This is a genomic window from Streptococcus sanguinis SK355 (assembly GCF_000212855.1).
GTDB classification, from domain to species: Bacteria; Bacillota; Bacilli; order Lactobacillales; family Streptococcaceae; genus Streptococcus; species Streptococcus sanguinis_A.
The window spans coordinates 230100-254152 of record NZ_GL890993.1 but is presented as its reverse complement, the minus strand read 5'-3'; the positions used below and the strand labels follow the sequence as shown (position 1 = coordinate 254152).

The following is a 24053-nucleotide window of genomic DNA, read 5'->3' as shown; positions in this document are numbered from 1 at the left end:
AAGGAGAAGCAGCATGGTTCTGCCAAATTTTAAAGAAAACTTAGAAAAATACGCTAAACTATTGGTTGCCAATGGTATTAATGTGCAGCCGGGTCACACGGTGGCGCTCAATATTGATGTGGAGCAGCGTGAGCTGGCTCACTTGATTGTCAAGGAAGCCTATGCTCTGGGTGCTCACGAGGTCATCGTCCAGTGGGCGGATGATTTGACTACGCGGGAGAAATTCCTCCATGCACCGATGGAGCGCTTGGACAATGTTCCAGACTATAAGGTGGCTGAGATGAACTATCTCCTCGAAAAGAAAGCCAGCCGCTTGGGCGTTCGTTCATCTGACCCAGGAGCTTTAAATGGCGTGGATGCCGAGAAATTATCGGCTTCTGCTAAGGCTATGGGGATAGCCATGAAGCCGATGCGGATTGCAACCCAATCCAATAAAGTCAGCTGGACAGTCGCTGCAGCAGCCGGTACAGAGTGGGCTAAGAAGGTCTTTCCAAACGCAGCCAGTGATGAGGAAGCGGTAGACTTGCTTTGGGATCAGATTTTCAAAACCTGCCGTGTCTATGAGAATGATCCAGTAGCCGCTTGGCAGGCGCATGAAGAAAAGCTCAGCTCAAAAGCTAAGGTTCTAAATGAGGAGCAATTTACTGCCCTGCACTACACAGCTCCGGGAACAGACCTGACACTGGGCTTGCCCAAGAACCACCACTGGGAGTCGGCTGGCAGTCTTAACGCTCAAGGCGAGTATTTCATTGCTAACATGCCGACAGAAGAAGTCTTTACAGCACCGGACTTCCGCCGAGCTGAAGGTTATGTGACCAGCACCAAGCCTCTCAGCTACAATGGCAACATCATTGAAGGCATCAAGGTGACCTTCAAGGATGGACAGATTGTGGACATTACTGCTGAAAAGGGCGACCAGGTTATGAAGGATCTTGTTTTTGAAAATGCTGGTGCGCGTGCTTTGGGTGAGTGTGCCTTGGTACCAGATCCAAGCCCGATTTCTCAGTCAGGCATTACCTTCTTTAATACCCTATTTGATGAAAATGCCTCTAACCACTTGGCTATCGGTGCAGCTTATGCGACTAGTGTGGTCGGCGGCGAGAATTTATCCGAAGAAGAGTTGGAAGCAGCTGGTCTCAACCGCTCGGATGTCCATGTTGATTTTATGATTGGATCAAATCAGATGGATATTGACGGTATCCGTGAAGACGGCAGCCGTGTAGCAATCTTTAGAAATGGAGACTGGGCAATCTAAGATTTCAAGCTGACTTGAATGGCGCATTCCATAATGATAGTTTCCACTTGCTTCTTGAGAAGCCTTGCTAGAAATATAGAAAGAAGGGGAATATATGATTGGTAGTATGTTTGTCGGTTTTATCATCGGCCTTATCGCCGGGGCTATTACCAGCCGCGGGGAGCGCATGGGCTGTATCGGAAAAATCCTCTTGGGTTGGTTTGGTTCTTTGATTGGTCAATTTCTCTTTGGCCATTGGGGACCAATGCTTGCTGATACAGCTATTGTTCCATCAGTGCTAGGAGCAGTTATCCTCTTGGCTATTTTCTGGAGACGGGATAGTTAGAATAGAAAAAATACCTAGATAGTTTCTATCTAGGTATTTTTGATAATGATATGCAAGTTATTTACTCAATCACCAACATGCCGTCTTTGACTGCAAATGGGTCTTTTTCATTGATTCGGTCGTAGAACATGATGCCGTTGATATGGTCGATTTCATGCTGAACAACAATGGCGTTATAGCCCTTGAGCTTGATACGATGCTTTTGACCGTCCTTATCAAAGTAATCCACGGTGACTCGCGCATGCCGAACCACGTAGCCCGGTACTTCTCGATCGACTGATAGGCAGCCTTCACCATCAGCTAAGGCTGCATCCTGAACGGAATGAGCTACAATCTTAGGATTGTACATCAGTGTTTGCAAACTATAAGCTTCCTTAGGCGGATTGCCCTCTTCGTCCTCAGGGTTGGGAACTAAAACAGCGATGAGCCGTTTGGAAATATCCAGCTGGGGAGCAGCTAGACCAACACCACCGCGCAGCCCCATTTTTTCTGCCATGACTGGATCTTGGGAATGCTTGAGAAATTGCATCATCTTCTCACCCAGAATGATGTCCTGATCAGACAGAGGGAAGCTGACTTCCTCAGCGATAGCGCGCAGGGTCGGATTGCCTTCGCGTATAATGTCCTTCATATCAATTAAATGGGCTGGTTTGGTTAATCGTTCAATAACAGATTTTTTTTCACTCACAGACATGATTCTCTCCTTTTTCTATCCTTCATCATAACATAAAACCTCCAAGAAATAAAGGCGGGAGCGGTTTTGACTGGCTGGGGGTGCCTGCTTTTTGAATGGAGCCACAGCGACCCATAATATTCCTGGCAAAGAAATTGCGTCTTGACCCAAAAAACTGTATGATAGAGGTAGTGTGAATTTTAAAGGAAAATAGAATGAAAAAATTGATGGAAAAGGTGAGTATCCTCTCGCTTTCTTTGATTCTGACTACGGCTTTTTCGATTTCCAGTGCCCAGTCGGCCATGTTTGCTTTTTATAAAGGCATTCCAGAAAGTTGGGTAGAACTTCTGGTTTCTTTGCCTTCGGCTGGGATTATGCTCATGTTGCTGTTTAATAGGGTCATTGAAAAATACCTGACAGAGCGTCAGATGATTGTGAGCGGGCTTCTGATTTTTTCACTTTGCGGGCTTCTTCCTCTTCTTAATCAGTCTTACTGGCTTATGTTTGCCTCTCGGCTTGTCTTTGGAATGGGAATCGGTCTGCTCAATGCCAAGGCGATTTCGATTGTTAGCGAGCGCTACAAGGGACAGGAACGCGTTCGGCTTTTAGGACTGAGGGGATCAGCAGAAGTAGTCGGGACAGCCCTCTTGACTTTTGGCGTCAGTCGGCTTCTTCCTCTCGGCTGGCAGGCCGCTTTTCTGGTCTACACCTTTGGACTGGTGGTTTTGGCGCTTTATTTGCTTTTTGTCCCTTATGACAAGGCCTCTGAAAAGCAGCACGAGCAGTCTGAATTGACTCCTAAGCTAAGCAGTCATGATTGGCAGCTGAGTCTAGCTTTTGCCTTTGTGGCGGGGGTCATTGTGCTGACCTATATTGCCATCAATGTGCGCGTGCCGGGGATTGTAGAGAAGTCTGGCATGGGGACGGCCCAGACTGCAGGTATGATTCTTTCCTTGATGCAGTTGATTGGGATTGCAGCGGGTATCAGCTTTGCTAGTTTGACCCGTCATTTTAGAGATAAACTGCTGATGCTTTCTGGTCTGGTTTTTGGCCTGACTCAGATTATCATTGGCTTCTCACCTAATCTCTTGTCACTCAGCATGGCTACTATTAGCGCTGGCTTTGTCTATAGTGTCGGTCTGACGACCATTTTTTACACCCTGTCCGAGCGCATTTCCGCCCACCTCCTCAATCAAGCCACTTCTATCGTGATTTTAGGCTGCAGTATCGGAGCAACTGCCACTACATTTGTCCTCAGTTTCATTGGGAGATTCTCTAACGCTCCAGCCTTTATCTTCAGCGTTTTGGGGCTGGCTATGATTCTGACCTCGCTCTTTGTTCTAAGATTTAGCAAAGAAAAGAGCGGATTGGCTCCAAAAAGCTAGGAGGTTATACGATGCGTCTGGATAAATTTTTAGCAGAAAATGGTCTGGGCTCACGAGCTCAGGTCAAGCAGCTCCTAAAGAAAGGGCTGGTTTTGGTCAATGGCAGAGCAGAGAAATCACCTAAGACCCAGATTGATGAGACAGCAGATGAGATTATTGTTTCTGGCCAAAGGCTGATCTATGAAAAATTCGTTTACTACCTTCTCAACAAGCCGCAGGGAGTCATTTCGGTGACAGAGGATGACCGTCATAAGACGGTTCTGGACTTGCTGGACGAGACTGCCCGTCAGAAAGAAGTCTTTCCTGTCGGCCGCTTGGATATTGATACCCATGGCCTGCTCCTTCTGACCAATAATGGCAAGCTGGCCCATGCCATGCTGTCACCCAAAAAGCACGTAGAAAAAATTTACCGAGCTCAAGTGGCAGGACTGATGAACCAAGCAGATGTAGAGCGATTTGCTGCAGGAATAGAACTGAAAGACTTCATCTGCCAGCCAGCTCAGCTCAAGATTGTAGAGCTGGATGAAGCAAAAGAGACTTCTCTTGTAGAAATTACCCTAGCTGAGGGAAAGTTCCACCAGGTCAAGCGCATGGTGGCTTCCTGCGGAAAAGAAGTTACAGATCTTCAGCGCCTCAGGATGGGTCCCCTACAGTTGGATTCCGCACTATCTCTTGGAGAATGGCGGAGGCTGACCGAGGCAGAAATACTTTCTTTAGAAATTTTTGGGGTTGAATTGTAAATGAAAGAGCCTGAATTCCTCATACAAAAGAGTTGAAACAGAATCATTTGACAAAGGTAGCCCTTCTTGGTAGAATAAGAATGTCTAAAAGACAAATAACTTCTTCTTGGTTGCAGGCCATGCCAAACCTGCCACTCGGATGAAGCGTAAAGAAAAGGAGTATATCATGGCAATCTCAAAAGAGAAAAAAAATGAAATCATTGCACAATATGCACGTCACGAAGGTGACACTGGTTCAGTAGAGGTACAAGTTGCTGTCCTTACTTGGGAAATCAACCACCTCAACGAACACATCAAACAACACAAAAAAGACCACGCTACTTACCGTGGTTTGATGAAGAAAATCGGTCGCCGTCGTAACCTTTTGGCTTACCTTCGTAAGAATGACGTTAACCGTTACCGTGAGTTGATTAACTCTCTTGGACTTCGTCGTTAATCTTGTGTCTAAAACGTTTCTATACTTCGTTGACTTCGCCTCGATGTACCATTAGTACAATCTTCGCCTCGTCGCCTAGTTTATAAACGTTTTATCCAGCAAGAATCATGATGCTAAGGGCGTCAAAAATCCGTATGAAAATAAGGAAACGACACCGTGTTCGATGAACACAAGGAGTTTCATCTTTTTTGCTAGGATTTTAGCCTGAGCTCAAATCGGCTCTCTGACTTCAGGGAGCTTTTTCTGTTCCGTCACCTTACCTCGATATACTCAAGTATTATATTCGGTTACGGTACCTAGTACTGTAAGGTAAAACAAACCAGATCTTCTCCCTTCGGGGAGATTTTTAATTTTTTACGAGAATTTTAGTCCGAGCTCAAGTTAGCTCTCTGGTTTTGGAGGCATTTTTATTCATCGCTCCTCTTAGTATATTTCAAGATATTCAAATATCGTTTCCTAGTCTAATTCTTCTAATTTTTCCAAATAAAAAGCTCTTCTATGATTTTGGAAGAACTTTTTTCTATCAGAGGCTTTACTCTTTCAAGAATTTTTGGATGGCAGGAGCGGCAGTGATAGCAAATCTTTCGTCAATGCGATGTTCCCCACCTTCTACAGTGACCAGCTTTGCATTTGGAATAATCTGGCTGGCTTCGACCGCATACTGGTAGGGCACGACTGCATCATCAGTGCCGTGGATAATGAGGGTTGGAGCCGTGATTTTGGCCTGCTCTGCTTGGATGTCAATGTTTAAGGCATCGATCAGATAAATCTTGCCCAGAGTAGTATTGTGGTGTGTCAGGCTGTCTGGAAGTTGATCGAAGTCGGGACTTCCCAGCTCGCGGTAGGTCTCCTGGGCATCGTCAAAAAGAACGAAAGCTGGAAAGATAAGCATGAGTTTGTGCACGCGGTCCGGATAAGCAGCAGCATAGAGACTGGCCACAACCCCACCTTGGCTAGCACCGAATAAACTCATTTTGCTCTTATCTACAAAGGCCTCAGAACTAAGCTTTTCCATGACTTGAGTCAAGTCTGTGAGTTCGGTCTTGACCGACATATTCAGCATATCTTGTCCACCGCTTTTCGATTGGCGGCTGCCACCGTAGAAATCAAAGCTGTAAACCAGATAACCTTGCTTTGCCAGCAGCTGGCTGTACATTTCATATTGCTCAAGGGTGTTGTTCAATCCATGCGCGATAACAATAGTCGGCAATTTTTTACTCTTGTAGTCACGAGGAGCAGTAATCTTTCCATAAAGCTGTTTGTCATCGTATGAAATTCTGTACTCTTCGGATACGATGTCTTCTGTCGGAGTCGGCTGCTTATCGCTCTTCTCGCTAGAAGCTGTCTGTGTGGTTTCTGGCTTAGGAGGGGTAGAATTGGCTCTGTTTTGGGAATACCAGAAGAAAATAGCTAGAGCAGACAAACTCAGGATGGCTAGAAAAGCCCAAATATATTTCATCGTTCTCTCCTTTCAGTATTTGTAGTATTATAGCGGAAACGAAACTGTTTTACAAGGAGAAAGATTGGCAATAAAGGTCTCAATCTTATAAAAGAAAGACTCCTTTCTCTTTCGGGAAAGGAGTCTTTTTGTCGCTTAGAATAAATCCCAGTCAACTGTTGAAAACTTTTTAGTCTGTTTAATATAAAAATAAGCAAAATGAATTTCTATAGCTAGGGTCAAAATGGTTGCAATACTCACTACTTTCATAGGATTAGAAGCAAAGATTAAAGAGAGAATTAAGGCGGTCAGATAGAGTGCAGCCTGGATGAAGTAGAAACGTTTCGAAAAGCGAAGATAGTGTTTGTTATAGGGGCCATTTGCTAGTACAGCTGCTTGGAAGAGGCCAAGTCCGATATAAAAGAAGCTGGTCACAAAGAGATGATTGGCTTCAGGACTTAGAAGAAAACTCATCGAAACAGTGATCATAATCAGTCCAATGAAAATAGGATAGTGACTGTAAATCAGAAAAATTCCCTTTTGATTAGATGCTTCATCAATAGCATGGTCGAATTGACCAAAATAAAACATGAATAGAGAAAGCATGATGATAAAATAAAGAAGGGAATAAATCGAGAAATTCTCGACGGTAAAGAAGTCAGCTAGCCCCATAATCATCTCCCCAAAAGTAATAATGACTAGAAGTGAGATGCGTTCGATTAAATGGGGTAGATTAATTTGGAAGTGCTTGGTCCTACGAGTCATGATAATGGGCATAATAAAGGTAAGTAGGATACTAAGAACGAAGGCATAGATACCAAAATTAATGGGAAGCAGGGCTGCTAGGTAGACACCAAATGTGCGAAGCCCTGTCATCCGGAGAAAACCCTTGATACTTTTTCGATTGCTAGCATCTGTTGATTTTCGATAATATTCAACTAGATATTGGAAGAAAAGGGTGAGGGTTAAGGTACCAACGGCCCAACAAAAAGAGTGGAAATATACTTGCCAATCATGGCCAATCATATTAGATATAAAGAACAAGAGACCCATATTGATAAACATGATCACCATGTTAAATAAAGAGTTCTTCCCATAGCGATTGGTATAAACGGTCTGGATCATCCAGGAATTGACAAGCACCAAGAGAGACATGAAAAAATCAAAGAGAGAATTCCAAGTCAAAATACCATTATGAAGATGGTGGATGAGGGCAGTTGTTTTTGAAATGGCAAAAACAAGAACCAGGTCATAAAATAGCTCTGAAAATTCTACCCGTTTGTGTTTGATAAGGTTTGTCATAGTAGGTTCCTTCTAGTTAAGATGTACAATTTATTATAACAGAAAATAGCAATGAAAGAGAAGGATATTCTTTAATGCCTTTATGTGGCGGAAATTGTCAATGTCTTGTCTTCTTTTGTCATGTACTTGTCGGCTTCTGTCTTGTATAATAGTCTCATAAATTAAATGAAATAAAGAGGAAATCATCATGTCAAACAAAAAAGTTATCTTAGTCACAGGCGCTTCATCAGGTATGGGGAAACTTTCAGCCCAAGACCTTATCAAAGCTGGTCACACCGTTTACGCTGTTGCTCGTAGTGTCGATAAAATGAAAGACCTTGAAGCACTTGGTGGCCATATCATGAAAATGGACGTAACAAACGAAGAGGATATTGAAAAAGTTGTTGCAAAAGTGATTGAAGAACAAGGTCGTATCGATGTTCTTTGGAACAATGCTGGCTACGGACTCTATGGTCCTGTCGAAGACCTTTCAATGGAAAAAGCGCAACAACAGTTCGAAGTCAATGTCTACGGTGTAGCCCGCTTGACTAAAAAAGTATTGCCATATATGCGTAAGCAAAAGGATGGTCTTATCATTAATACGTCATCAATGGGTGGTAAAATCTACACACCACTTGGTGCTTGGTACCATGCTTCAAAACACGCCATTGAAGGTTTTAGTGACTGTCTCCGTATGGAAGTCAAGGAGTTTGGCATCAAGGTGGTTGTTTTAGAACCTGGAGCGATCAATACTGGTTTTAACGCAGCAGTTGGTCAAAACTTCTCTCATGAATCTAAAAATGGAGCATATAGTCGTTTGGTGAACGCTTATATCAAAGCTATGGAGAACAACCCAACACCAGGGTCTAAGCCAGAAGTCATCTCACGTACAGTTCTCAAAATCATCAATGCACGTAACCCTAAAACTCGCTATCTTGTTGGCCGTGGAGCCAAGCTCTTGGTAGGAATTCGTCGCATCTTTGGCGATAAATTCTTTGATCGCATGATGTTGATGACTTTCCGTTAATAGAATGGAGAAAGCTTATGCGTCTTAGTCTCAGTCAACAGTATATTGAAAATTTAAGCCTTATGGGGCTGGATCTGAAAATGATCCTACAATTGGCCAATCTACCAGATAGCACCTGGAAAGAGGAGATGAACCTCTCAACTCTGGACTATTATCATCTCTTAACAGCTTTTGATCAGGCAGCCAATGATGAGCAAATCATAGCCATGAGCCGCATCAAGGATATTCAAATGTTTATGCCTCCATTTTTCGCGGCCTTATCCTCTAAAAATGGTTTAGCTGCGATAGAGCATTTTGCCAAATACAAGAAGATTACAGGTCCGATTGTTGTGAATATGGAAGTCTTTGATGACCTTGTCCGTGTTAGTTACCGTTATGATTATCCAGGTTTAGACCTGCCTCGCTTTGCTGTCCTCAATGAACAGTTGTTGTTGCTTGATTTGATTCGGATGGGAACAGGTCAAGAAATTGTTCCAGTGCATGTCGGGACTCCTTATTCTTATGAGGAAGATAGTGTTCGTATTTTTGGATGCCAAGTGGAAGTAATGGAAGGGAATGAACTGGTCTTTAAAAAAGCTGACTTAGAGAAGCCTTTCCTCACTGCCAATAATGTCATGCTAGACTACTTAGAGCCTCAGCTCAAGGAACGTTTAGCAGAAGTAATGACCAGTGAAAGTTTCACAGGTATTGTCCAGAAAAAACTCTACCAGGCTATTCCAAGTGGTTTCTTTACCATTGAAGATATAGCAGCATCATTAGGGATTAGCAGTCGTACCTTGCAACGAAACCTAACTGCAGAAGGAACCAAATTTAATCAAGAATTGCAAAATGTCCAAAAGATTCTAGCATTCAGCTATTTTAAAAACCCAGAAATCACAACGGAAGAAGTCAGCTATTTACTAGGGTATTCGGAAGTCTCTTCCTTCTCACGGGCCTTTAAAAAGTGGACCGGACAGACCATCTCACAATATAGAGACAAAAAGTAATAGAGACCTTTGTAGTCAGAAGAACTCCAGATTTAAAAAAATTGTAAAATCATTCATCAAAGGATTTGCTACTGTAAGTATAGGCTAAGTCCTTTGATTTTGACTTTAATTCGTTTGTTGTAGTAATTAATGTAGTTGACAATCGCCTTCTTAAGTTCTTTAAGATACTGAAACCCCTTTTCAAAAACATAAAATATTTCGGAGTTCAAAATGTCAAAGAAAGACTCCATCATGATGTTGTCTGGACTGTTGCTCTTGCGTGACATGGACGGCTGCACTTTTCATATTGCTCAAGGGTATTGTTGAAACCATCTTCGATGACAATGGTTGGCAATGTTTTGTTTTTGTAGTCACGAGGAGCGGTAATCACACCGTAGAACACTTTGCCGTCGTATGAAACACTGGATTCCTCGGATACAACGTCTTCTGTCGGAGTCAGCTGATTGACGGATTTCTCGCTAGAAGTTATCTGAGTGTTTTCTGGTCTAGGAAGAGTAGGATTAGATCTGTTTTGGGAATGCCAGAAGAAAGTAGCTAGAGTAGCTAAACTCAGGACTGCTAAAAATGCCTAAATGTATTTCAAAGCTCTCTCCTTTTATTATTTGCAGTATTATTGCGAAAACGAAGGCGTTTTACAATACGAGAGCTTTCTTTTTTTAATTTTTCTGGATTTCATACAAGAAAATCTAATTCAGTCATCTAAGCGAGATCCCGATAACCTTGAGTTTTTTAGAAAATCTTGCTAAACTGTAGCTACTAAGATAAAAACACAGTTCTGGTTGGTAGTCCAGACGCAAAAAATCCATTTTTTGTCAGTAACCTTCCTCCTTGGTTGTCCATTCTTAGGAATTTTTAAAGGAGGGGCTGTCATGGATAAGATTTCAATGACGCTGACAGTTTATTTTGAAGAGGGATTTTGGCACGGTCTTTTCGAGCAGGAACATGCTCAATCTTATAGAGTTTGCCGAGTCACCTTTGGTGCAGAGCCTAGTACGCAGGAATTGTTGGATTTTCTAAACCGTTATTATCATCGGTTGCAGTTTAGTCCTAGCATCAGAGTGAAGGAAAAGACTAAGTCGGTCAGTCCTAAACGCCTGCAGAGACAGGCTAAAAAAGAGCAGCTGGCTTCACGGTCTTCAAAGTCTCAGGAAGCCCTGAAGCTGCAATTTGAAGAGCAAAAGCAAATCGCGCGAGTCAAGCGCAAGCAGCAGAAAGAACTGGCTAAGCAAAGGAAATTTGAACTCAAACAGCAAAAACGGTTGAAAAAGCACAAGGGGCATTGAGCCTGGCTTTTCTTATTTATATGGGAAAGTCTTCCGATGGAAGGCTTTTTTGTTTGTCAGGAAATCGGTGAGTTGCTTGAAAAGCGAAGTGATTTCTCCAAGTCGTTTTATTTGACAGATGTAACATAAGCTATTACAATATAATCATAAAATAAAAATTACAAGAGTAATTTGAAAAAGGAGAAATTATGATTGAAATTACATATTTGGATGCTGTCAAGCAGGAGCGGAAGATGAGCTTTGAGTCTTATCAGGAGTTTGAGCAGTCCCAGCAAGCCTGCCTGATTGGAGTGGCGGATTATTACCCAGTTAAAAAATTGACTTATAAAGGCCATGATTTGAACTACCAGGGTACTTACGGAGATGTCTTCTTTTTCCTGATGAAGCAGGATTTGACAAAGTTTGACTAAGAATAAAGGAGAAAAATAATGGTAAAAGCAATCACAGATGCAACATTTGAGCAAGAAACAAAAGGCGGCTTGGTGCTGATTGATTTTTGGGCGACTTGGTGCGGACCTTGTCGGATGCAAGGACCAATCTTGGACAAACTGTCTGAAGAGTTGTCAGAAGATGAGCTCAAGATTGTCAAGATGGATGTGGATGAAAATCCAGCTACAGCACGCGCCTTTGGCATCATGTCTATCCCGACCCTGCTCTTTAAAAAAGACGGACAAGTCGTCAAGCAGCTAGCGGGCGTTCATACTGCCCAGCAGATTAAAGCGATTGTGGCAGAATTGGGATAAGGTGAGTGGAAGATTAAATTAGACCTATTTAAAATTGAGGCTGCTCTGGTTATAGAGTGGTCTTTTTTATTGCGATTGTAACAATAAGAAGTCAATTTAAAAAATTTGTTCGAAAATTCACATTTTAAGGTATAATAAGTAGAAGTCTTTTTTTCAATGGGTCTCGTTAGGGAGCCGGGTTATTTAAAAATGATGGGAATGAGGTAATGATTATTATTGAGTTGCTAAAACATCTTTTATTTGTTTTTATGATTTTTACACCATTTGTTGCTCCAGCTGTTTTTTGTTTCTTTGTGGGGTGGATGATTCCTAGAGAGCAGATAACGCAAAAAAGAATCATACTAGTATTAGCCTTGTTGATCCCTGTTTTGCTTTTAATTTCCTATTGTGCTCCTCAGATACTAGGTCTGGTTTTTTGGAGTCTGATTTGGTTTTTCATCGGGTTGCTGCGAATGAAGAATTATACTAAGTTACAGTACTGGACAAGATGGCTTATATTTATCGCTTGTTTTAGTGCCTATATTTTACTTTATCTCCGCTTTTTTGGATCGCTTGATTTTTATTAAACTTAAAAATCAGCTTGAAGTAAATCTTCAAGCTGATTTTGTTTCTTCTTTACTCCCCCAACTCCTCGCTGTAAGCAATAATCTGATCAACTGTGTCTGACAAGAACTGAATGGTGTCGCGCAGTGGTTTGTCGGTGGAAATGTCGGCACCGATGATGAGGGCTGATTCAAGCGGAGTCTTGCTGCCGCCGGATTTGAGTAGTTCTAGCCAGTCCTGGGCACCATTTTCGTCATTTTTCAAATGTAGGTAGCCGGCGGTAGAAATGACCAAGCCTGCGGAGTAAGTGTAGCTGTAAAGCCCCATGTAGTAGTGAGCTTGGCGCATCCAAGTCAGGGCAGCGTCGTCCTCAATCTCAACGGCATCGCCCCAGAATTCTGTCAAGACTTCTTTCATAATAGCGTTGAGTTTGCTTGCACCGAAGGTTCCGCCTTCTTCAATCAAAGTATAGACCTTGCGTTGGAAGGCAGCTTCCAGCAAGTGAGTGATGAAGTTGTGGAAGTAAGTATCCGTCAGACGGTGAGCCAGGGCAAAGCGTTTCTGGCGTGGATTGTCGAACTGGCGTTCCAGATAGTCGCTGAGCAAGAGCTCGTTAAAGGTCGACGGTGCTTCCACATAGTAGGTGGACATGTGGGCGTTGAAATAGCTTTGGTGATTGTCTGAGAAGATAAACTGACCGGAGTGACCGATCTCGTGAATCAGAGTGTAGACATCGCTCATGCGACCGGTCCAGCTCATGAGGACGTAAGGGTGGACCCGATAAGGATCAGCGGCATAGCCTCCAGAGTCCTTTCCGGCATTGGCGGCAAAGTCGACCCAGCGTTCTTCCTTATAGCGGGCAACTTCTTGACAATACTCTTGTCCGAGTGGCTCGACTGACTTCATGACCAGGTCATAGGCATCATCAATGCCGACTTCAGGATTGAGCTCGCTGTCCAAGTCCAGCTTCCAGTCGGCAAAGGTCATTTTTTCAAGTCCGTTTACCTTGGCAACATGCTTGAGATATTTCTGAGCTACTGGGGCAAATTCGCTCATAATTAAGTCAATCTGCCGGTCAAACATAGAGCGATCGACTTCTTGTTCTGCTAGTAAGTAGTCAAAGACAGAGTCATAGCCTTTCATGTCAGCCAGTAATTTTTCAGACTTGACCTGAGCCAGATAGGCAGCTGCAGCAGTATTTTGATGCTGACGAAGCCCTTCAGAGAAAGAGCGGAAAGCTTTTTCGCGGATTTCTGCATTCTCATGGTTTTGGTAGAAATTCTCATAGGTGACAAAGCTGTTTTTGTAAACTTTGCCGTCTACTTCAAAGTCAGCCATAGCAAAGTCGCCGGCCCGCATCTTGGTGTAAATATCTTGTGGACTGTAAAAGACCTCGCCCAGATTGGTCAAGGCTTTTTCGACATCCGCTCCCAGATAGTGGGCTTTTTTGATTTTAGCCTGGCGAATGGCTGAAGTCAGATGGGGCTCTTGACCTAGTTTTTCTAAGACAGCTTCATCTGCACCGACTAGGGCGTCGTCAAAGAAGCTGAGTGCGACATTGGCTTCCGTCTCAAACTCCATAGCTGCTTGGGCAATCTGCGCAAAGATCTCATCACCAAAGTCAGTGGTCTGTGGCATAAAACCGTAGTTACCGATGTGGCTGATTTGGATATAAATCTGCTCTAACTCAGCAAAAGCCCGTTCAAAATCTTCGAAAGTGCTGAGCTTGCCTTGGTAATCACGGACGAATTTCTGGATGTCCTCTCTGGCCTTTTCGATGGCCCGCAGGAAGTCCTCTTGGTCTTGGTAAAGGGCCGTTAGGTCCCAGAGTTCATTTTCCGGAAATTCAGAACGATGTTTTTGTTCCATAGTCTACTCCTTTTGTCGTATATAGAAATAGTATAGCAAAAAATCCCCTAAAATGTCTTTCTGAGAATTGATTTGAAATGAAAAAGAAAGCTGATAAATCAACATTTTTTTATGTTCACTGTAAGAATAATAAAACAATTTGTCTGTTTAGCTACCAAAAGGCTACCAATAAATTTGTAATTATTTTTAATATGATTGATAGTGATATATCTTATTACCGAGTTTCTGACAAATTAAATAATGCTACCAACAATTTTACATTTATACGATTTATTTTATATAACCTTTCTGTGGTATAATAGTTAGTGATAAATAATTGCTTTTAAAATAGGGGGATTTAATGGGTTTAACTAAAAGTCAGGTATCAAATTTTCTAAATGATAAGATTCTCTTTAGATTCTCTATTTCTAGCGAATTTATAATTGATTTTAGAGACTACGAAGAGATTTTTACATTTGAAGAGCTTGAAAAAATTATAGAAAGTAACTATGCCTATTGGAATTCAATTTATGATGACTCTCCAAATAATTTTAGTTCAATTTGGAAAGGCTTAAATGATAAGTTTAATACAATTAAAAATTATATTTTTGAATTTAAAGAATTAGATATTGACGATATAAATAGCAAGATTTATTATGATCTATCAAGTAATCGTGAAACAAAAGAACAAGATAAGATGGTTTACATATTAGCAGTACCATCTCCTATTGACAAAGATAAAAATTTTATTAAAATAAGGGACTTTGTTTCTTTCTATATTAAACAGTCTCAAAGCAGTCTTGATGATGCTATCAAAAATTTTATCTATCTCTATAAGAACAACAATGATATTGGTAACTATTTTTCAAGCTCATCTCAATTTATGTTTTATCCAGCACTATATCTACTTAGAAAAAAACTTTCAAACATTACGGATAATGTGGATGATTTTGAAACAAATATAGTCGCTCCTCTAGCTAGCAAGTTAAAAGATATTTCGGAAGACTCAGATAAGCAATTTAGAGAAATTACGTCTTTCGTCGAAGATAAGCATAATGAAATACAGAAACAATATGATAAAAAAGTTTCTGAGTTTGCCGAATTTCAAAAATCTATCGAAAACTGGCAAGAAGAAAAGTACAACAATTTTAGAGATTTAGAGGAGACCTATAAAAATAAGCTTTCTTTAGAAGCTCCTGAACTACTTTGGAGAGAACGTGCTGAAGAACATCAAAAACAAGCTGCAAAATGGACACGATTCCTTATTGGTGCAGTCTTAGCTTTAATATTTGCTTTGGTATTATTAGTTATCGTTATCCATGATTATTCTTTAAATATTATTAAAAAAGACCTCCCGTTTATATCCGAGTCGTTTATACTTATTTCAGTTATTTCATTTTTTATCTACATTATTAGAGTATTGATAAAAATCGTTATGTCAAATCATCATTTAGCTACCGAATATAAACAAAAAGCTGCTTTGACAAGATTCTATCAAGCTCTTACCAAAGCTGGAACTAACATTGCTAAAGATGAACGATTAATAATTATTAACTCATTATTTGGTAAAGTTGAAACAGGACTAGTAAAGACAGATGCCTCAAATGATAGTGATACAATTTTAGCTATTTTATCAAAGAATATAAATAGAAATAACTAATTCATATTCCCTAAATATTCTAATTACAAGAATACATTTGAAATAAAAAAGAATGCTGATAAATCAACATTCTTTTTTTACTTCTTTGAGAAAAACTAGAGATTTGGTCTGTTTAGCTACCAAAGAGCTGCCAATTTTATTTTTTCAAACCAACTTCATACGAACTAATAAATTTCTTTAATTCCTCTTTGAGTATGTCTTGCATCTAGACGGGCTTTTTTAATATATTCCCACTATTTCTAATTGGGGGAGAAGGATAAGTCAGTAATTTTTAGCTGTTTATCAGATCGAGGATAAAAGTCAATGTTTCTTTGCTGCAATCCTTTTAAAAAGCAGTAAATAAGACAAGAATACGAAGATAACCAGGCCTAATAGCAGGGTGAAGACGTTTTGAGTTCCTTTTGTCATATTGGGAGCTTGATTAGCGATGACGGCCGTTACTGCGGTACCTATAGCACCCGCAAAGGTCTGGGCCAGCTGAAACAGCGCAGTCGTATCTGCAGTCTTTCCTTTATCAACTTGAGTCGTGGCTAGAGCTAGTGTATTATTAAAGGCCATGTTTCGCCCCAAGGTAAAGCAAATATAAATCGCAATAACAGCTGTTAAGGTGAGTTCTTTTGTAAAGATAAGGAGCAAAAGTACAGCAAGGAAAAGAAGAGAATTTCCTGTAAATAGGGTTGGTTTCGGGCCTTTTCTATCATAGAGTTTGCCAAAGAGAGGAGAGAGGAAGGCTCCTAGCATGGTTCCTGGAAGCAGTGCAAAGCCTGCCTGAGCGGTTGAAATGTCTTTTTCTATGACCAGGAAGTTGGGAATCAGAAAATTAGCCGATAGGTTGATAAATTGAAAAATAAAGAAGGGTAAAATAGCCAATAAGACCGTTGGTTGCTTTAAAATCCGAATATCTAGGAATGGATGATCGATTTTCAAGCTCCGATAGATGAAGCAAGCTAGTGGTAGTAGGCAGAGAACAAGATAGAGCCAATCGATATGTCCTTCTTCTAAGCTGGAGATGGCTACAATGGCAAAGACGAGTGAGCTTGCTAGGAGGAGAAATGAGAGGAGATCAAAGGCGCGTTTCCTAGACTTCTCGGAATTTTTTAAAAAGAAAAAGCCAAGAATAAAGGAAATGATTGGGACAGGAAGAATAAAGGTATAAATCATATGCCAGTCAAAACGACTAATCATAAAACCACCGTAAGTCGGCCCAATTGCTGGTGCTAGGCTGACCACCATCCCAGACAAGCCCATGTAGGTTCCAATTTTTTGCTCAGGAACACGCTCAACAATCAAGTTAAAGAGCAAAGGAATGGCTAATCCAGTAGCTCCTCCTTGCAGGATTCTCCCTATCATCAAGATGGGAAAGCTTGATGCCAACATGGCAATCAGAGTTCCCAAGCAAAAGTTGGCCAAAGCGGTAAAGAGGATGGTTCTTTCTTTCCAATTGTGGGCTAAGGTTGCTCCTAAAGTAATCGTAATGGCCACTGCTAACAAATACCCTGTCGTAATCCATTGCAGCGTTCCCAATCCTAATCCAAAGACCTTGCTTAGATGCGGGAAGGTTACATTCATACTGGTTTCAGATAAGATGCCTGCAAAGCTGACTAAGGCTGTCGCAAGGAGTGAGAAAAAATCTTTCTTTTCAACTGTTTGATGATTTGGCACGATTATCTCCTTTACATGTTTGAAATGAGTCACTGTATTTATTATAAAGCAAGAATCCCTCTTTGAAAAGTGAATAGTGGCTATATCGCCATCCTATTTGACGAATCGAAAGGGAAAAAACGAACTCTGACAGCCAACTATAATCAGCTATAGAAAAGAAAAATAGATTTTCAGTACTTTTATAGAAAAAAGCCATTTCCAGCCTTTTTCTTTTGCTTGAAATTGTGGTAAAATAAGGTCTATACGTGCTTGATACAAAGATGAGGATATAATAAGCTGCTAAGACCATGATATTAAAGTCAAAGTGCTAACTGAACACGTCCTATGAGTTGCTTAAGGGCTTAATATCTTGATGAACTGAATACGACCTAAAAGCTGTGTAAAAAAGATAAACTGTCTTGTCTTCATCGAAGACTTCACCAGTTTCCTATTTTTACTTTGCTTTTGACGGTCTTAATATCTTGATCTTTGTAGCCAAGGCGTATGAAAAAATTTGAGCATGTGCTCGGCAAGGAGTCTTTATGACAAAACAAGTTTTTAAAACCGTTTTTGCAGGTCGTGAGCTGGTAGTTGAAACCGGTCAGGTTGCAAAGCAGGCAAATGGCAGCGCCGTTGTTCGATATGGAGAAAGTACCGTTTTAACTGCGGCCACCATGTCCAAAAAGATGGCTACTGGGGACTTTTTCCCATTGCAGGTCAACTATGAGGAAAAAATGTATGCGGCTGGGAAATACCCTGGTGGCTTTAACAAGCGTGAAGGCCGTCCTTCAACAGATGCGACTTTGACTGCCCGCTTGATTGATCGTCCGATTCGTCCTATGTTTGCGGAAGGCTTCCGCAATGAAGTTCAGGTTATCAATACTGTTCTTTCTTATGATGAAGATGCTTCGCCTCAAATGGCTGCTATGTTCGGTAGCTCTCTGGCTCTCTCTATCTCTGACATTCCTTTTAACGGCCCTATCGCAGGAGTTCAGGTCGGCTATGTAGATGGTGAATTCATTATCAACCCTAGCAAGGAACAAAAAGAAGTTTCACTTTTGGAACTGACAGTGGCTGGTACCAAAGATGCTATCAACATGGTAGAGTCTGGAGCCAAGGAACTTTCTGAAGATATCATGCTGGAAGCTCTTCTCAAAGGGCACGAAGCGGTTAAAGAATTGATCGCCTTCCAGGAAGAAATTGTCGCAGCAGTCGGCAAGGAAAAAGCTGAAGTGGAATTGCTGCATGTTGATGAAGAGCTGCAGGCAGAGATTGTCGCAGCCTACAACAGCGACTTGCAAAAGGCTGTTCAGGTAGAAGAAAAGCTGGCGCGTGAAGCCGCAACTCAGGCTGTCAAAGACCAAGTCACAGCAGTTTATGAAGAGAAATATACGGACCACGAAGAATTCGACCGTATCATGCGTGATGTAGCTGAAATCTTGGAGCAAATGGAGCATGCAGAAGTGCGCCGTTTGATTACCGAAGATAAGGTCCGTCCTGATGGCCGTAAGATTGATGAAATCCGTCCGCTGGATGCAGAAGTGGATTATCTGCCACGCGTGCATGGATCCGGTCTCTTTACTCGCGGGCAAACCCAAGCCTTGTCTGTCCTGACCCTGGCACCAATGGGAGAAACGCAAATCATTGACGGCTTGGATCCAGAATACAAGAAACGCTTCATGCACCACTATAACTTCCCGCAATATTCTGTCGGTGAGACAGGCCGTTATGGGGCTCCTGGCCGTCGTGAAATCGGACATGGTGCTCTTGGGGAACGTGCTCTGGAGCAAGTCTTGCCTAGTCTGGAAGAGTTTCCGTATGCAATTCGTCTGGTAGCGGAAGTCTTGGAGTCAAACGGTTCTTCCTCCCAGGCCTCTATCTGTGCGGGCACTTTGGCTCTGATGGCCGGTGGTGTGCCAATCAAGGCGCCGGTTGCTGGAATTGCCATGGGCTTGATTTCAGATGGCAGCAACTACACAGTTCTGACCGATATTCAAGGTTTGGAAGACCATTTTGGCGATATGGACTTTAAGGTAGCTGGTACCCGTGAAGGGATTACCGCCCTGCAGATGGATATCAAGATTGAAGGAATTACAGCAGAAATCCTGACAGAAGCTCTGGCTCAGGCTAAGAAGGCCCGCTTTGAAATTTTGGACTTGATTGAAGCGACGATTCCAGCTCCGCGTCCTGAGCTGGCTCCAACTGCTCCGAAAATCGACACCATCAAGATTGATGTGGATAAGATTAAGATTGTTATCGGAAAAGGTGGAGAAACCATCGACAAGATCATCGCTGAGACCGGTGTTAAGATTGATATTGATGAAGAGGGCAATGTATCCATCTACTCCAGCGACCAAGATGCGATTAATCGTGCTAAGGAAATCATTGCTGGCTTGGTCCGCGAAGCAAAAGTGGATGAAGTTTACCATGCCAAGGTTGTTCGAATTGAGAAATTCGGTGCCTTTGTCAATCTCTTTGACAAGACAGATGCCCTGGTTCACATTTCAGAGCTGGCTTGGACTCGGACTAATAATGTCGAAGATGTTGTACAAATCGGTGATGAAGTGGATGTCAAGGTGATTAAGATTGATGCCAAAGGTCGGGTAGATGCTTCTATGAAAGTATTGCTGCCTCGTCCACCAAAGTCTGATAAGCCAAAACATCATCATGACAAGGGGCATCATCCGCGCAAGGAGCACAAGGGTCATAAGGACCATCAAGAAAGCGCTAAAACAGAAGAATAAGAGGTCGCTTATCCCTGTAGACCTCATCAGAAATCGGCAGAGGCGAGCCTAGTTCTCGTCTCTCCTTGTTTAGAGAAGGAAGGAGGCTAGCATGGGTTGGTGGAAGGAATCCATTGATATTGTAAAGGAAAATGATCCGGCGGCACGAACGTCGCTGGAAGTCTTGCTAACCTATCCAGGTATTAAAGCTTTGGCGGCCCACCGCCTCTCGCATTTTTTGTGGCGGCACGGCTTTAAGCTGCTGGCGCGCATGCATAGTCAATTCTGGCGTTTCTGGACCCAGATTGAGATTCATCCCGGCGCTCAGATTGAGTCAGGTGTCTTCATTGACCATGGCAGTGGACTGGTGATTGGAGAAACGGCCATTGTGGAGAAGGGAGCCATGCTTTACCACGGTGTGACCCTAGGCGGTACGGGCAAGGATACAGGCAAACGCCATCCGACCGTCCGTCGGGGTGCCTTGGTCTCTGCCCATGCCCAAGTTATCGGACCAATTGAGATTGGCGAGAAGGCCAAGGTCGGAGCTGGTGCAGTTGTAGTGGCTGATGTGCCAAGTGATGTGACGGTGGTTGGAGTTCCAGCCAAGATTGTCCGTGTTCACGGTGAGAAGGACGAACCAACCATTCATGAGGTAGAGGAGAAACGGGAATATTATCTAGACAAGCTAGAGCATGCCCGTGAAGCCAGCCACCATTCATCAAGTCTATAGAAAAGGTTGGCAAAGCTATCGAAGTGAAATATGACAGGAGGAACCGACATGTCAGATTTATCAGATGCTATTTTGAACCAGGTAGTCCTTGAACTAAAAGAAGGTTTGAACGGCCCTGCCAAGGAGCGTTTTACCAAACTGCCGCCTAGCCACCAGCGCGAATGGGCTCGCTATATCAGTGAAGCAAAAAAAGATGAGACCAAGCTGCGCCGCATAGAAAAGATGAAGGTGGATTTGCTGGAGCCTTAAAGAAAGAGAACTTATGCTATTAGAGGAATTTGAAGATGTAGCTGGAGTTATTGAGCCAACAGATAGGCAGATTATTGATAAGGGTGAAGTGTGTGAAACCATCATCCTATCCTTTAACGGGGAAATTCTGAAACGTTTGATTGAGTCAGAAGCAGTCTATCCAGGAGGCAATTTGAAAAGCATAAACGGACAGCATCCATGGTATATTTACCGCCAAGGTCCTAGTAAGCTAGCAGTTATGTTGGCTCCGATTGGGGCTCCCATGATAGTTGGCCAGCTGGAGGAGTTGGCGGCTAGAGGCTTCAAGAATTTCATTATTCTAGGTTCCTGTGGCGTTTTGGACCGCTCAATTGAGGCGGATAAGATCATCCTGCCAGCTGCTGCTTTGCGAGATGAAGGGACTAGCTATCACTATGCCCCACCAGGTGATGAAGTCGCCTATGAAGAGTCTCTGCTGGTCGAGCTGGAAGCTATCTTTGACAAGCACGATATCGAGCATATCCGCGCTAAGTCTTGGACGACTGATGCCTTTTATCGAGAAACGCCTGATAAGGTCAAGCGTCGCTTGGCTGCTGGAGCCAAAGTGGTGGACATGGAAGCTTCAGCTATCATGGCTTGGAGTCAATTTCGCAAGAGTAAAGTCTATCAGTTCTTCTACACAGCTGACTATGTGGATCATCATAATCGAATCTGGGATGCCCGCCATGAAGAGCGGACAGCTGATGCCATGACTTTTTTCACTATCGCTTTGACAATAGCAAAGGAACTAGAAAGGAACTGAGTAGAACTAGAAAGGAAACTACAAGAATGGCAGTATATTTTTACGGCTGTATCACCATGGATGGCTACTTGGCAGACAGCCAGCACAGGATAGACTGGCTGCATCAGCTTGGTTCTGTAGAGGATACAGGCTATGATGACTTTTACAGGCAAATGGATATCACCATCATGGGCAAGCGGACCTTTGAGGAAATCCAAGATTTGCAAGATGTAGAAAGTTTTTATCAAGCTACGGAAAACTATGTCTTTACGCATGATAGGCACCTGCCTGTCAGCAATTACCAGCCAGTAGCTGGGGATGTGGTGGACTTTGTTCACCAGATTGACAAAGGCAAAAATGTCTTTGTGATTGGTGGTAATTCCTTGGTAGGACCGCTCTTGGATGCGGATCTTTTCGACCACCTCATTATTCAGATAGCGCCCCTTATCCTGGGAAAGGGGGTTCCCCTCTTTACCCAAGAGGAAGGGCAGCGCTTTTACCAACTGGATAGCCTCAGACAATTTGGCCCTTTTGCAGAGCTGGTTTTCAGCCGAAAAAGTCAGAAATAGAGAAGGGAGTGGACCGCATGATTAAAATTTACGACACCATGTCTCGTGATTTGCGAGAATTTGTACCTATTGAGGGCGGAAAGGTTAAGATGTATGTCTGTGGGCCAACTGTATACAACTATATCCATGTCGGCAATGCCCGCTCAACAATAGCTTTTGATACCATTCGCCGTTATTTTGAGTATCGGGGATTTGAAGTCAACTATATTTCCAATTTTACAGATGTAGATGATAGGATTATCAATCGCGCCAAGGAAGAAGGCATCACTCCCAAAGAAGTGGCGGACAAGTACATCGCAGCTTTTCGTGAGGATGTGACGGCCTTAGGTGTTAAGCTGGCTACTCAGCATCCGCGTGTGATTGACTTTATGGAGGCAATCATTGACTTTGTGCAGACTTTGGTTGACAAAGGCTACGCCTATGAGTCAGAGGGCGATGTCTATTTCCGAGTGGAAAAGTCTCACAATTATGCCAAGCTAGCCAACAAAACCTTGGCAGACTTGGAGTTGGGTGCTTCTGGTCGGACAGACGAGGAGACCGCCCGCAAGGAAAATCCAGTGGACTTTGCTCTCTGGAAGGCAGCTAAGCCAGGTGAGATTTCCTGGGACAGCCCTTGGGGAGCAGGCCGTCCGGGCTGGCATATTGAGTGTTCGGTCATGTCAACGGAGATTTTGGGTGATACTATTGATATCCACGGTGGTGGGGCAGACCTAGAGTTTCCTCACCATACCAATGAAATCGCCCAGTCAGAGGCCAAGACTGGTCAGACTTTTGCCAACTACTGGATGCACAATGGCTTTGTCAACATTGACGATGTTAAGATGTCCAAGTCTCTAGGTAATTTTATAACCGTTCATGATGCCCTCAAGACCATTGATGGTCAGGTGCTGCGTTTCTTCTTTGCTACCCAGCATTATCGTAAGCCAATTAATTTCACGGAAAAAGCAGTTCATGATGCAGCGACCAATCTTAAGTACTTGAAGAATACTTATGAGCAGCCTTTCACTGGTCAGGCAGATTCTGCTCAGCTTCAGGTCTTTCTAGATAAGTTCACCGCTGCTATGGACGAAGATTTCAATGCGGCTAACGGTATCACGGTTGCCTTCGAGTTAGCCAAGTGGATCAACTCTGGCAACTACACCGCTGAAGTCAAGGCAGCCTTTGCCAAGCTCTTAGAAGTTTTTGGTATCGTCTTTGTGGAAGAAGTCTTGGATGCGGACATTGAGCGCTTGATTGAGGAACGCCAAGTGGCGCGTGCTAATCGGGACTTTGCGACTGCAGACCGTATTCGGGATGAATTGGCCGCTCAGGGCATCAAGCTTTTGGATACTAAGGACGGAGTGAGGTGGACACGTGACTGATGTCAACCTGATTAACGGCATTGCTCTCGCCTTTGAGGGAGATGCTGTCTACTCCATGTATATCCGGCGCCACCTGATTTTTCAAGGTCTGACCAAGCCAAATCAGCTGCACAGGGAAGCGACCAAGTACGTTTCTGCCAAGGCTCAGGCCAATCTTATCTCTCTCATGCTGGAAGAAGGGATTCTGACGGAGAAGGAAGAGGATATCTATAAGCGTGGCCGCAATGCCAACAGCCACACCAAAGCTAAGAATACAGATATCGTCACTTATCGCATGTCTACCGGCTTTGAAGCGGTTATGGGCTACCTGCATATGACCGAATCTATTGAGCGACTGGAAGAGCTGATTGACTGGTGTATTCGGAAGATTGAGACCTCGTTCTGATTTTGAAAGGAA

24 protein-coding genes and 2 pseudogenes are annotated in these 24053 nt (G+C 42.9%); 19 read left to right on the top strand and 7 right to left on the bottom strand.

Going from position 1 to position 24053, the window contains the following annotated elements; translation table 11 throughout:
* Window positions 1-13: 13 nt before the first annotated feature.
* Window positions 14-1255: an aminopeptidase gene (locus tag HMPREF9389_RS10010; protein WP_002927915.1), complete on the top strand. Its 1242-nt coding sequence runs from the start codon at window positions 14-16 to the stop codon at window positions 1253-1255.
* Between the two features lie 94 nt (window positions 1256-1349).
* Window positions 1350-1580: a GlsB/YeaQ/YmgE family stress response membrane protein gene (locus tag HMPREF9389_RS10015; protein ID WP_002893807.1), complete on the top strand. Its 231-nt coding sequence runs from the start codon at window positions 1350-1352 to the stop codon at window positions 1578-1580.
* 61 nt (window positions 1581-1641) lie between these two features.
* On the opposite strand, the gene def is transcribed toward HMPREF9389_RS10015, so the two are convergent.
* Window positions 1642-2274: a peptide deformylase gene (def, locus tag HMPREF9389_RS10020; RefSeq protein WP_002927912.1), complete on the bottom strand. Its 633-nt coding sequence runs from the start codon at window positions 2272-2274 to the stop codon at window positions 1642-1644.
* 194 nt (window positions 2275-2468) lie between these two features.
* Between def and HMPREF9389_RS10025 the strand changes: the two genes are divergently transcribed.
* The 3 genes from HMPREF9389_RS10025 to rpsO all read left to right on the top strand — a co-directional run bounded on the left by HMPREF9389_RS10025 (window position 2469) and on the right by rpsO (window position 4814).
* Entirely contained in the window at window positions 2469-3638 is a 1170-nt protein-coding gene (locus HMPREF9389_RS10025) for an MFS transporter (RefSeq protein ID WP_002927911.1), read from the top strand.
* An 11-nt stretch (window positions 3639-3649) separates the two neighbouring features.
* A complete protein-coding gene (locus tag HMPREF9389_RS10030; protein ID WP_002927910.1) occupies window positions 3650-4378 on the top strand; it encodes a pseudouridine synthase in 729 nt (242 codons plus the stop codon).
* Window positions 4379-4544: 166 nt separating this feature from the next.
* Window positions 4545-4814, top strand: a complete 270-nt coding sequence (gene rpsO / locus HMPREF9389_RS10035) for a 30S ribosomal protein S15 (RefSeq protein ID WP_001018251.1) — start codon at window positions 4545-4547, stop codon at window positions 4812-4814.
* 532 nt (window positions 4815-5346) lie between these two features.
* Here rpsO and HMPREF9389_RS10040 read toward each other — a convergent pair.
* Window positions 5347-6273 (bottom strand): alpha/beta hydrolase family protein, encoded by a 927-nt coding sequence (locus tag HMPREF9389_RS10040; protein ID WP_002927906.1) that lies wholly within the window; start codon window positions 6271-6273, stop codon window positions 5347-5349.
* A 135-nt stretch (window positions 6274-6408) separates the two neighbouring features.
* Window positions 6409-7554: a low temperature requirement protein A gene (locus tag HMPREF9389_RS10045; protein WP_002927904.1), complete on the bottom strand. Its 1146-nt coding sequence runs from the start codon at window positions 7552-7554 to the stop codon at window positions 6409-6411.
* Between the two features lie 187 nt (window positions 7555-7741).
* Between HMPREF9389_RS10045 and HMPREF9389_RS10050 the strand changes: the two genes are divergently transcribed.
* Together HMPREF9389_RS10050 and HMPREF9389_RS10055 are read left to right on the top strand one after the other, a co-directional pair.
* Window positions 7742-8560 (top strand): oxidoreductase, encoded by an 819-nt coding sequence (locus tag HMPREF9389_RS10050; RefSeq protein WP_002927902.1) that lies wholly within the window; start codon window positions 7742-7744, stop codon window positions 8558-8560.
* Window positions 8561-8577: 17 nt separating this feature from the next.
* A complete protein-coding gene (locus tag HMPREF9389_RS10055) occupies window positions 8578-9546 on the top strand; it encodes a helix-turn-helix domain-containing protein (protein WP_002927900.1) in 969 nt (322 codons plus the stop codon).
* Between the two features lie 49 nt (window positions 9547-9595).
* On the opposite strand, the pseudogene HMPREF9389_RS10060 reads toward HMPREF9389_RS10055, so the two are convergent.
* Both HMPREF9389_RS10060 and HMPREF9389_RS12200 read right to left on the bottom strand, forming a co-directional pair.
* Window positions 9596-9824 (bottom strand): annotated as a pseudogene (locus HMPREF9389_RS10060) (IS3 family transposase); the annotation flags it as partial.
* Window positions 9815-10099: pseudogene (locus tag HMPREF9389_RS12200) on the bottom strand (cinnamoyl ester hydrolase); the annotation flags it as partial. The pseudogenes HMPREF9389_RS10060 and HMPREF9389_RS12200, both read right to left, overlap by 10 nt.
* Window positions 10100-10415: 316 nt before the next feature.
* Between HMPREF9389_RS12200 and HMPREF9389_RS10065 the strand changes: the two are divergent.
* The 4 genes from HMPREF9389_RS10065 (at window position 10416) to HMPREF9389_RS10080 (ending at window position 12138) form a co-directional block, all read left to right on the top strand.
* Window positions 10416-10829, top strand: coding sequence for a YjdF family protein (locus HMPREF9389_RS10065; protein WP_032906156.1), 414 nt, complete (start codon window positions 10416-10418; stop codon window positions 10827-10829).
* Window positions 10830-11017: 188 nt separating this feature from the next.
* On the top strand, window positions 11018-11239 hold the full coding sequence (locus tag HMPREF9389_RS10070; RefSeq protein WP_002927894.1) for a DUF4649 family protein: 222 nt from the start codon (window positions 11018-11020) through the stop codon (window positions 11237-11239).
* An 18-nt stretch (window positions 11240-11257) separates the two neighbouring features.
* Window positions 11258-11572 carry a thioredoxin gene (trxA, locus tag HMPREF9389_RS10075; RefSeq protein WP_002927893.1) on the top strand — a complete coding sequence of 105 codons (315 nt, stop codon included), beginning with the start codon at window positions 11258-11260 and terminating at the stop codon, window positions 11570-11572.
* A gap of 206 nt (window positions 11573-11778) precedes the next feature.
* Entirely contained in the window at window positions 11779-12138 is a 360-nt protein-coding gene (locus HMPREF9389_RS10080; RefSeq protein ID WP_002927892.1) for a hypothetical protein, read from the top strand.
* Between the two features lie 49 nt (window positions 12139-12187).
* On the opposite strand, the gene pepF is transcribed toward HMPREF9389_RS10080, so the two are convergent.
* The gene (pepF, locus tag HMPREF9389_RS10085; protein ID WP_002927891.1) at window positions 12188-13984 is read right to left on the bottom strand and encodes an oligoendopeptidase F; all 1797 of its coding nucleotides are present in this window, start codon (window positions 13982-13984) and stop codon (window positions 12188-12190) included.
* 340 nt (window positions 13985-14324) lie between these two features.
* Between pepF and HMPREF9389_RS10090 the strand changes: the two genes are divergently transcribed.
* A complete protein-coding gene (locus HMPREF9389_RS10090; protein WP_002927890.1) occupies window positions 14325-15623 on the top strand; it encodes a DUF6161 domain-containing protein in 1299 nt (432 codons plus the stop codon).
* A gap of 300 nt (window positions 15624-15923) precedes the next feature.
* Here the strand turns inward: HMPREF9389_RS10090 and HMPREF9389_RS10095 are convergent, their stop codons facing one another.
* Entirely contained in the window at window positions 15924-17285 is a 1362-nt protein-coding gene (locus HMPREF9389_RS10095) for an MFS transporter (RefSeq protein ID WP_002927889.1), read from the bottom strand.
* Between the two features lie 521 nt (window positions 17286-17806).
* Between HMPREF9389_RS10095 and pnp the strand changes: the two genes are divergently transcribed.
* The 7 genes from pnp to HMPREF9389_RS10130 all read left to right on the top strand — a co-directional run bounded on the left by pnp (window position 17807) and on the right by HMPREF9389_RS10130 (window position 24041).
* On the top strand, window positions 17807-20008 hold the full coding sequence (gene pnp / locus HMPREF9389_RS10100) for a polyribonucleotide nucleotidyltransferase (protein WP_002927888.1): 2202 nt from the start codon (window positions 17807-17809) through the stop codon (window positions 20006-20008).
* Window positions 20009-20099: 91 nt separating this feature from the next.
* Complete coding sequence (gene cysE / locus HMPREF9389_RS10105; protein WP_002899011.1) at window positions 20100-20717, top strand: serine O-acetyltransferase; 618 nt, start codon at window positions 20100-20102, stop codon at window positions 20715-20717.
* Between the two features lie 30 nt (window positions 20718-20747).
* Window positions 20748-20966, top strand: a complete 219-nt coding sequence (locus HMPREF9389_RS10110) for a YdeI/OmpD-associated family protein (RefSeq protein ID WP_002927886.1) — start codon at window positions 20748-20750, stop codon at window positions 20964-20966.
* Window positions 20967-20979: 13 nt separating this feature from the next.
* On the top strand, window positions 20980-21747 hold the full coding sequence (locus HMPREF9389_RS10115) for a nucleoside phosphorylase (protein ID WP_002927883.1): 768 nt from the start codon (window positions 20980-20982) through the stop codon (window positions 21745-21747).
* Window positions 21748-21773: 26 nt separating this feature from the next.
* Window positions 21774-22295, top strand: coding sequence for a dihydrofolate reductase family protein (locus HMPREF9389_RS10120; protein ID WP_000301974.1), 522 nt, complete (start codon window positions 21774-21776; stop codon window positions 22293-22295).
* A 17-nt stretch (window positions 22296-22312) separates the two neighbouring features.
* Window positions 22313-23656, top strand: coding sequence for a cysteine--tRNA ligase (cysS, locus tag HMPREF9389_RS10125; protein ID WP_002927880.1), 1344 nt, complete (start codon window positions 22313-22315; stop codon window positions 23654-23656).
* Complete coding sequence (locus HMPREF9389_RS10130) at window positions 23649-24041, top strand: Mini-ribonuclease 3 (RefSeq protein WP_002927877.1); 393 nt, start codon at window positions 23649-23651, stop codon at window positions 24039-24041. The genes cysS and HMPREF9389_RS10130 overlap by 8 nt, the downstream gene beginning before the upstream one ends.
* The last annotated feature ends 12 nt before the right edge of the window (window positions 24042-24053 follow it).

Coding starts and splice junctions, on each gene's coding strand:
- HMPREF9389_RS10010 (WP_002927915.1), top strand. CDS start 14: ATGGTTCTGCCAAATTTTAAAGAAAACTTAGAAAAATACGCTAAACTA.
- HMPREF9389_RS10015 (WP_002893807.1), top strand. CDS start 1,350: ATGATTGGTAGTATGTTTGTCGGTTTTATCATCGGCCTTATCGCCGGG.
- def (WP_002927912.1), bottom strand. CDS start 2,274: ATGTCTGTGAGTGAAAAAAAATCTGTTATTGAACGATTAACCAAACCA.
- HMPREF9389_RS10025 (WP_002927911.1), top strand. CDS start 2,469: ATGAAAAAATTGATGGAAAAGGTGAGTATCCTCTCGCTTTCTTTGATT.
- HMPREF9389_RS10030 (WP_002927910.1), top strand. CDS start 3,650: ATGCGTCTGGATAAATTTTTAGCAGAAAATGGTCTGGGCTCACGAGCT.
- rpsO (WP_001018251.1), top strand. CDS start 4,545: ATGGCAATCTCAAAAGAGAAAAAAAATGAAATCATTGCACAATATGCA.
- HMPREF9389_RS10040 (WP_002927906.1), bottom strand. CDS start 6,273: ATGAAATATATTTGGGCTTTTCTAGCCATCCTGAGTTTGTCTGCTCTA.
- HMPREF9389_RS10045 (WP_002927904.1), bottom strand. CDS start 7,554: ATGACAAACCTTATCAAACACAAACGGGTAGAATTTTCAGAGCTATTT.
- HMPREF9389_RS10050 (WP_002927902.1), top strand. CDS start 7,742: ATGTCAAACAAAAAAGTTATCTTAGTCACAGGCGCTTCATCAGGTATG.
- HMPREF9389_RS10055 (WP_002927900.1), top strand. CDS start 8,578: ATGCGTCTTAGTCTCAGTCAACAGTATATTGAAAATTTAAGCCTTATG.
- HMPREF9389_RS10065 (WP_032906156.1), top strand. CDS start 10,416: ATGGATAAGATTTCAATGACGCTGACAGTTTATTTTGAAGAGGGATTT.
- HMPREF9389_RS10070 (WP_002927894.1), top strand. CDS start 11,018: ATGATTGAAATTACATATTTGGATGCTGTCAAGCAGGAGCGGAAGATG.
- trxA (WP_002927893.1), top strand. CDS start 11,258: ATGGTAAAAGCAATCACAGATGCAACATTTGAGCAAGAAACAAAAGGC.
- HMPREF9389_RS10080 (WP_002927892.1), top strand. CDS start 11,779: ATGATTATTATTGAGTTGCTAAAACATCTTTTATTTGTTTTTATGATT.
- pepF (WP_002927891.1), bottom strand. CDS start 13,984: ATGGAACAAAAACATCGTTCTGAATTTCCGGAAAATGAACTCTGGGAC.
- HMPREF9389_RS10090 (WP_002927890.1), top strand. CDS start 14,325: ATGGGTTTAACTAAAAGTCAGGTATCAAATTTTCTAAATGATAAGATT.
- pnp (WP_002927888.1), top strand. CDS start 17,807: ATGACAAAACAAGTTTTTAAAACCGTTTTTGCAGGTCGTGAGCTGGTA.
- cysE (WP_002899011.1), top strand. CDS start 20,100: ATGGGTTGGTGGAAGGAATCCATTGATATTGTAAAGGAAAATGATCCG.
- HMPREF9389_RS10110 (WP_002927886.1), top strand. CDS start 20,748: ATGACAGGAGGAACCGACATGTCAGATTTATCAGATGCTATTTTGAAC.
- HMPREF9389_RS10115 (WP_002927883.1), top strand. CDS start 20,980: ATGCTATTAGAGGAATTTGAAGATGTAGCTGGAGTTATTGAGCCAACA.
- HMPREF9389_RS10120 (WP_000301974.1), top strand. CDS start 21,774: ATGGCAGTATATTTTTACGGCTGTATCACCATGGATGGCTACTTGGCA.
- cysS (WP_002927880.1), top strand. CDS start 22,313: ATGATTAAAATTTACGACACCATGTCTCGTGATTTGCGAGAATTTGTA.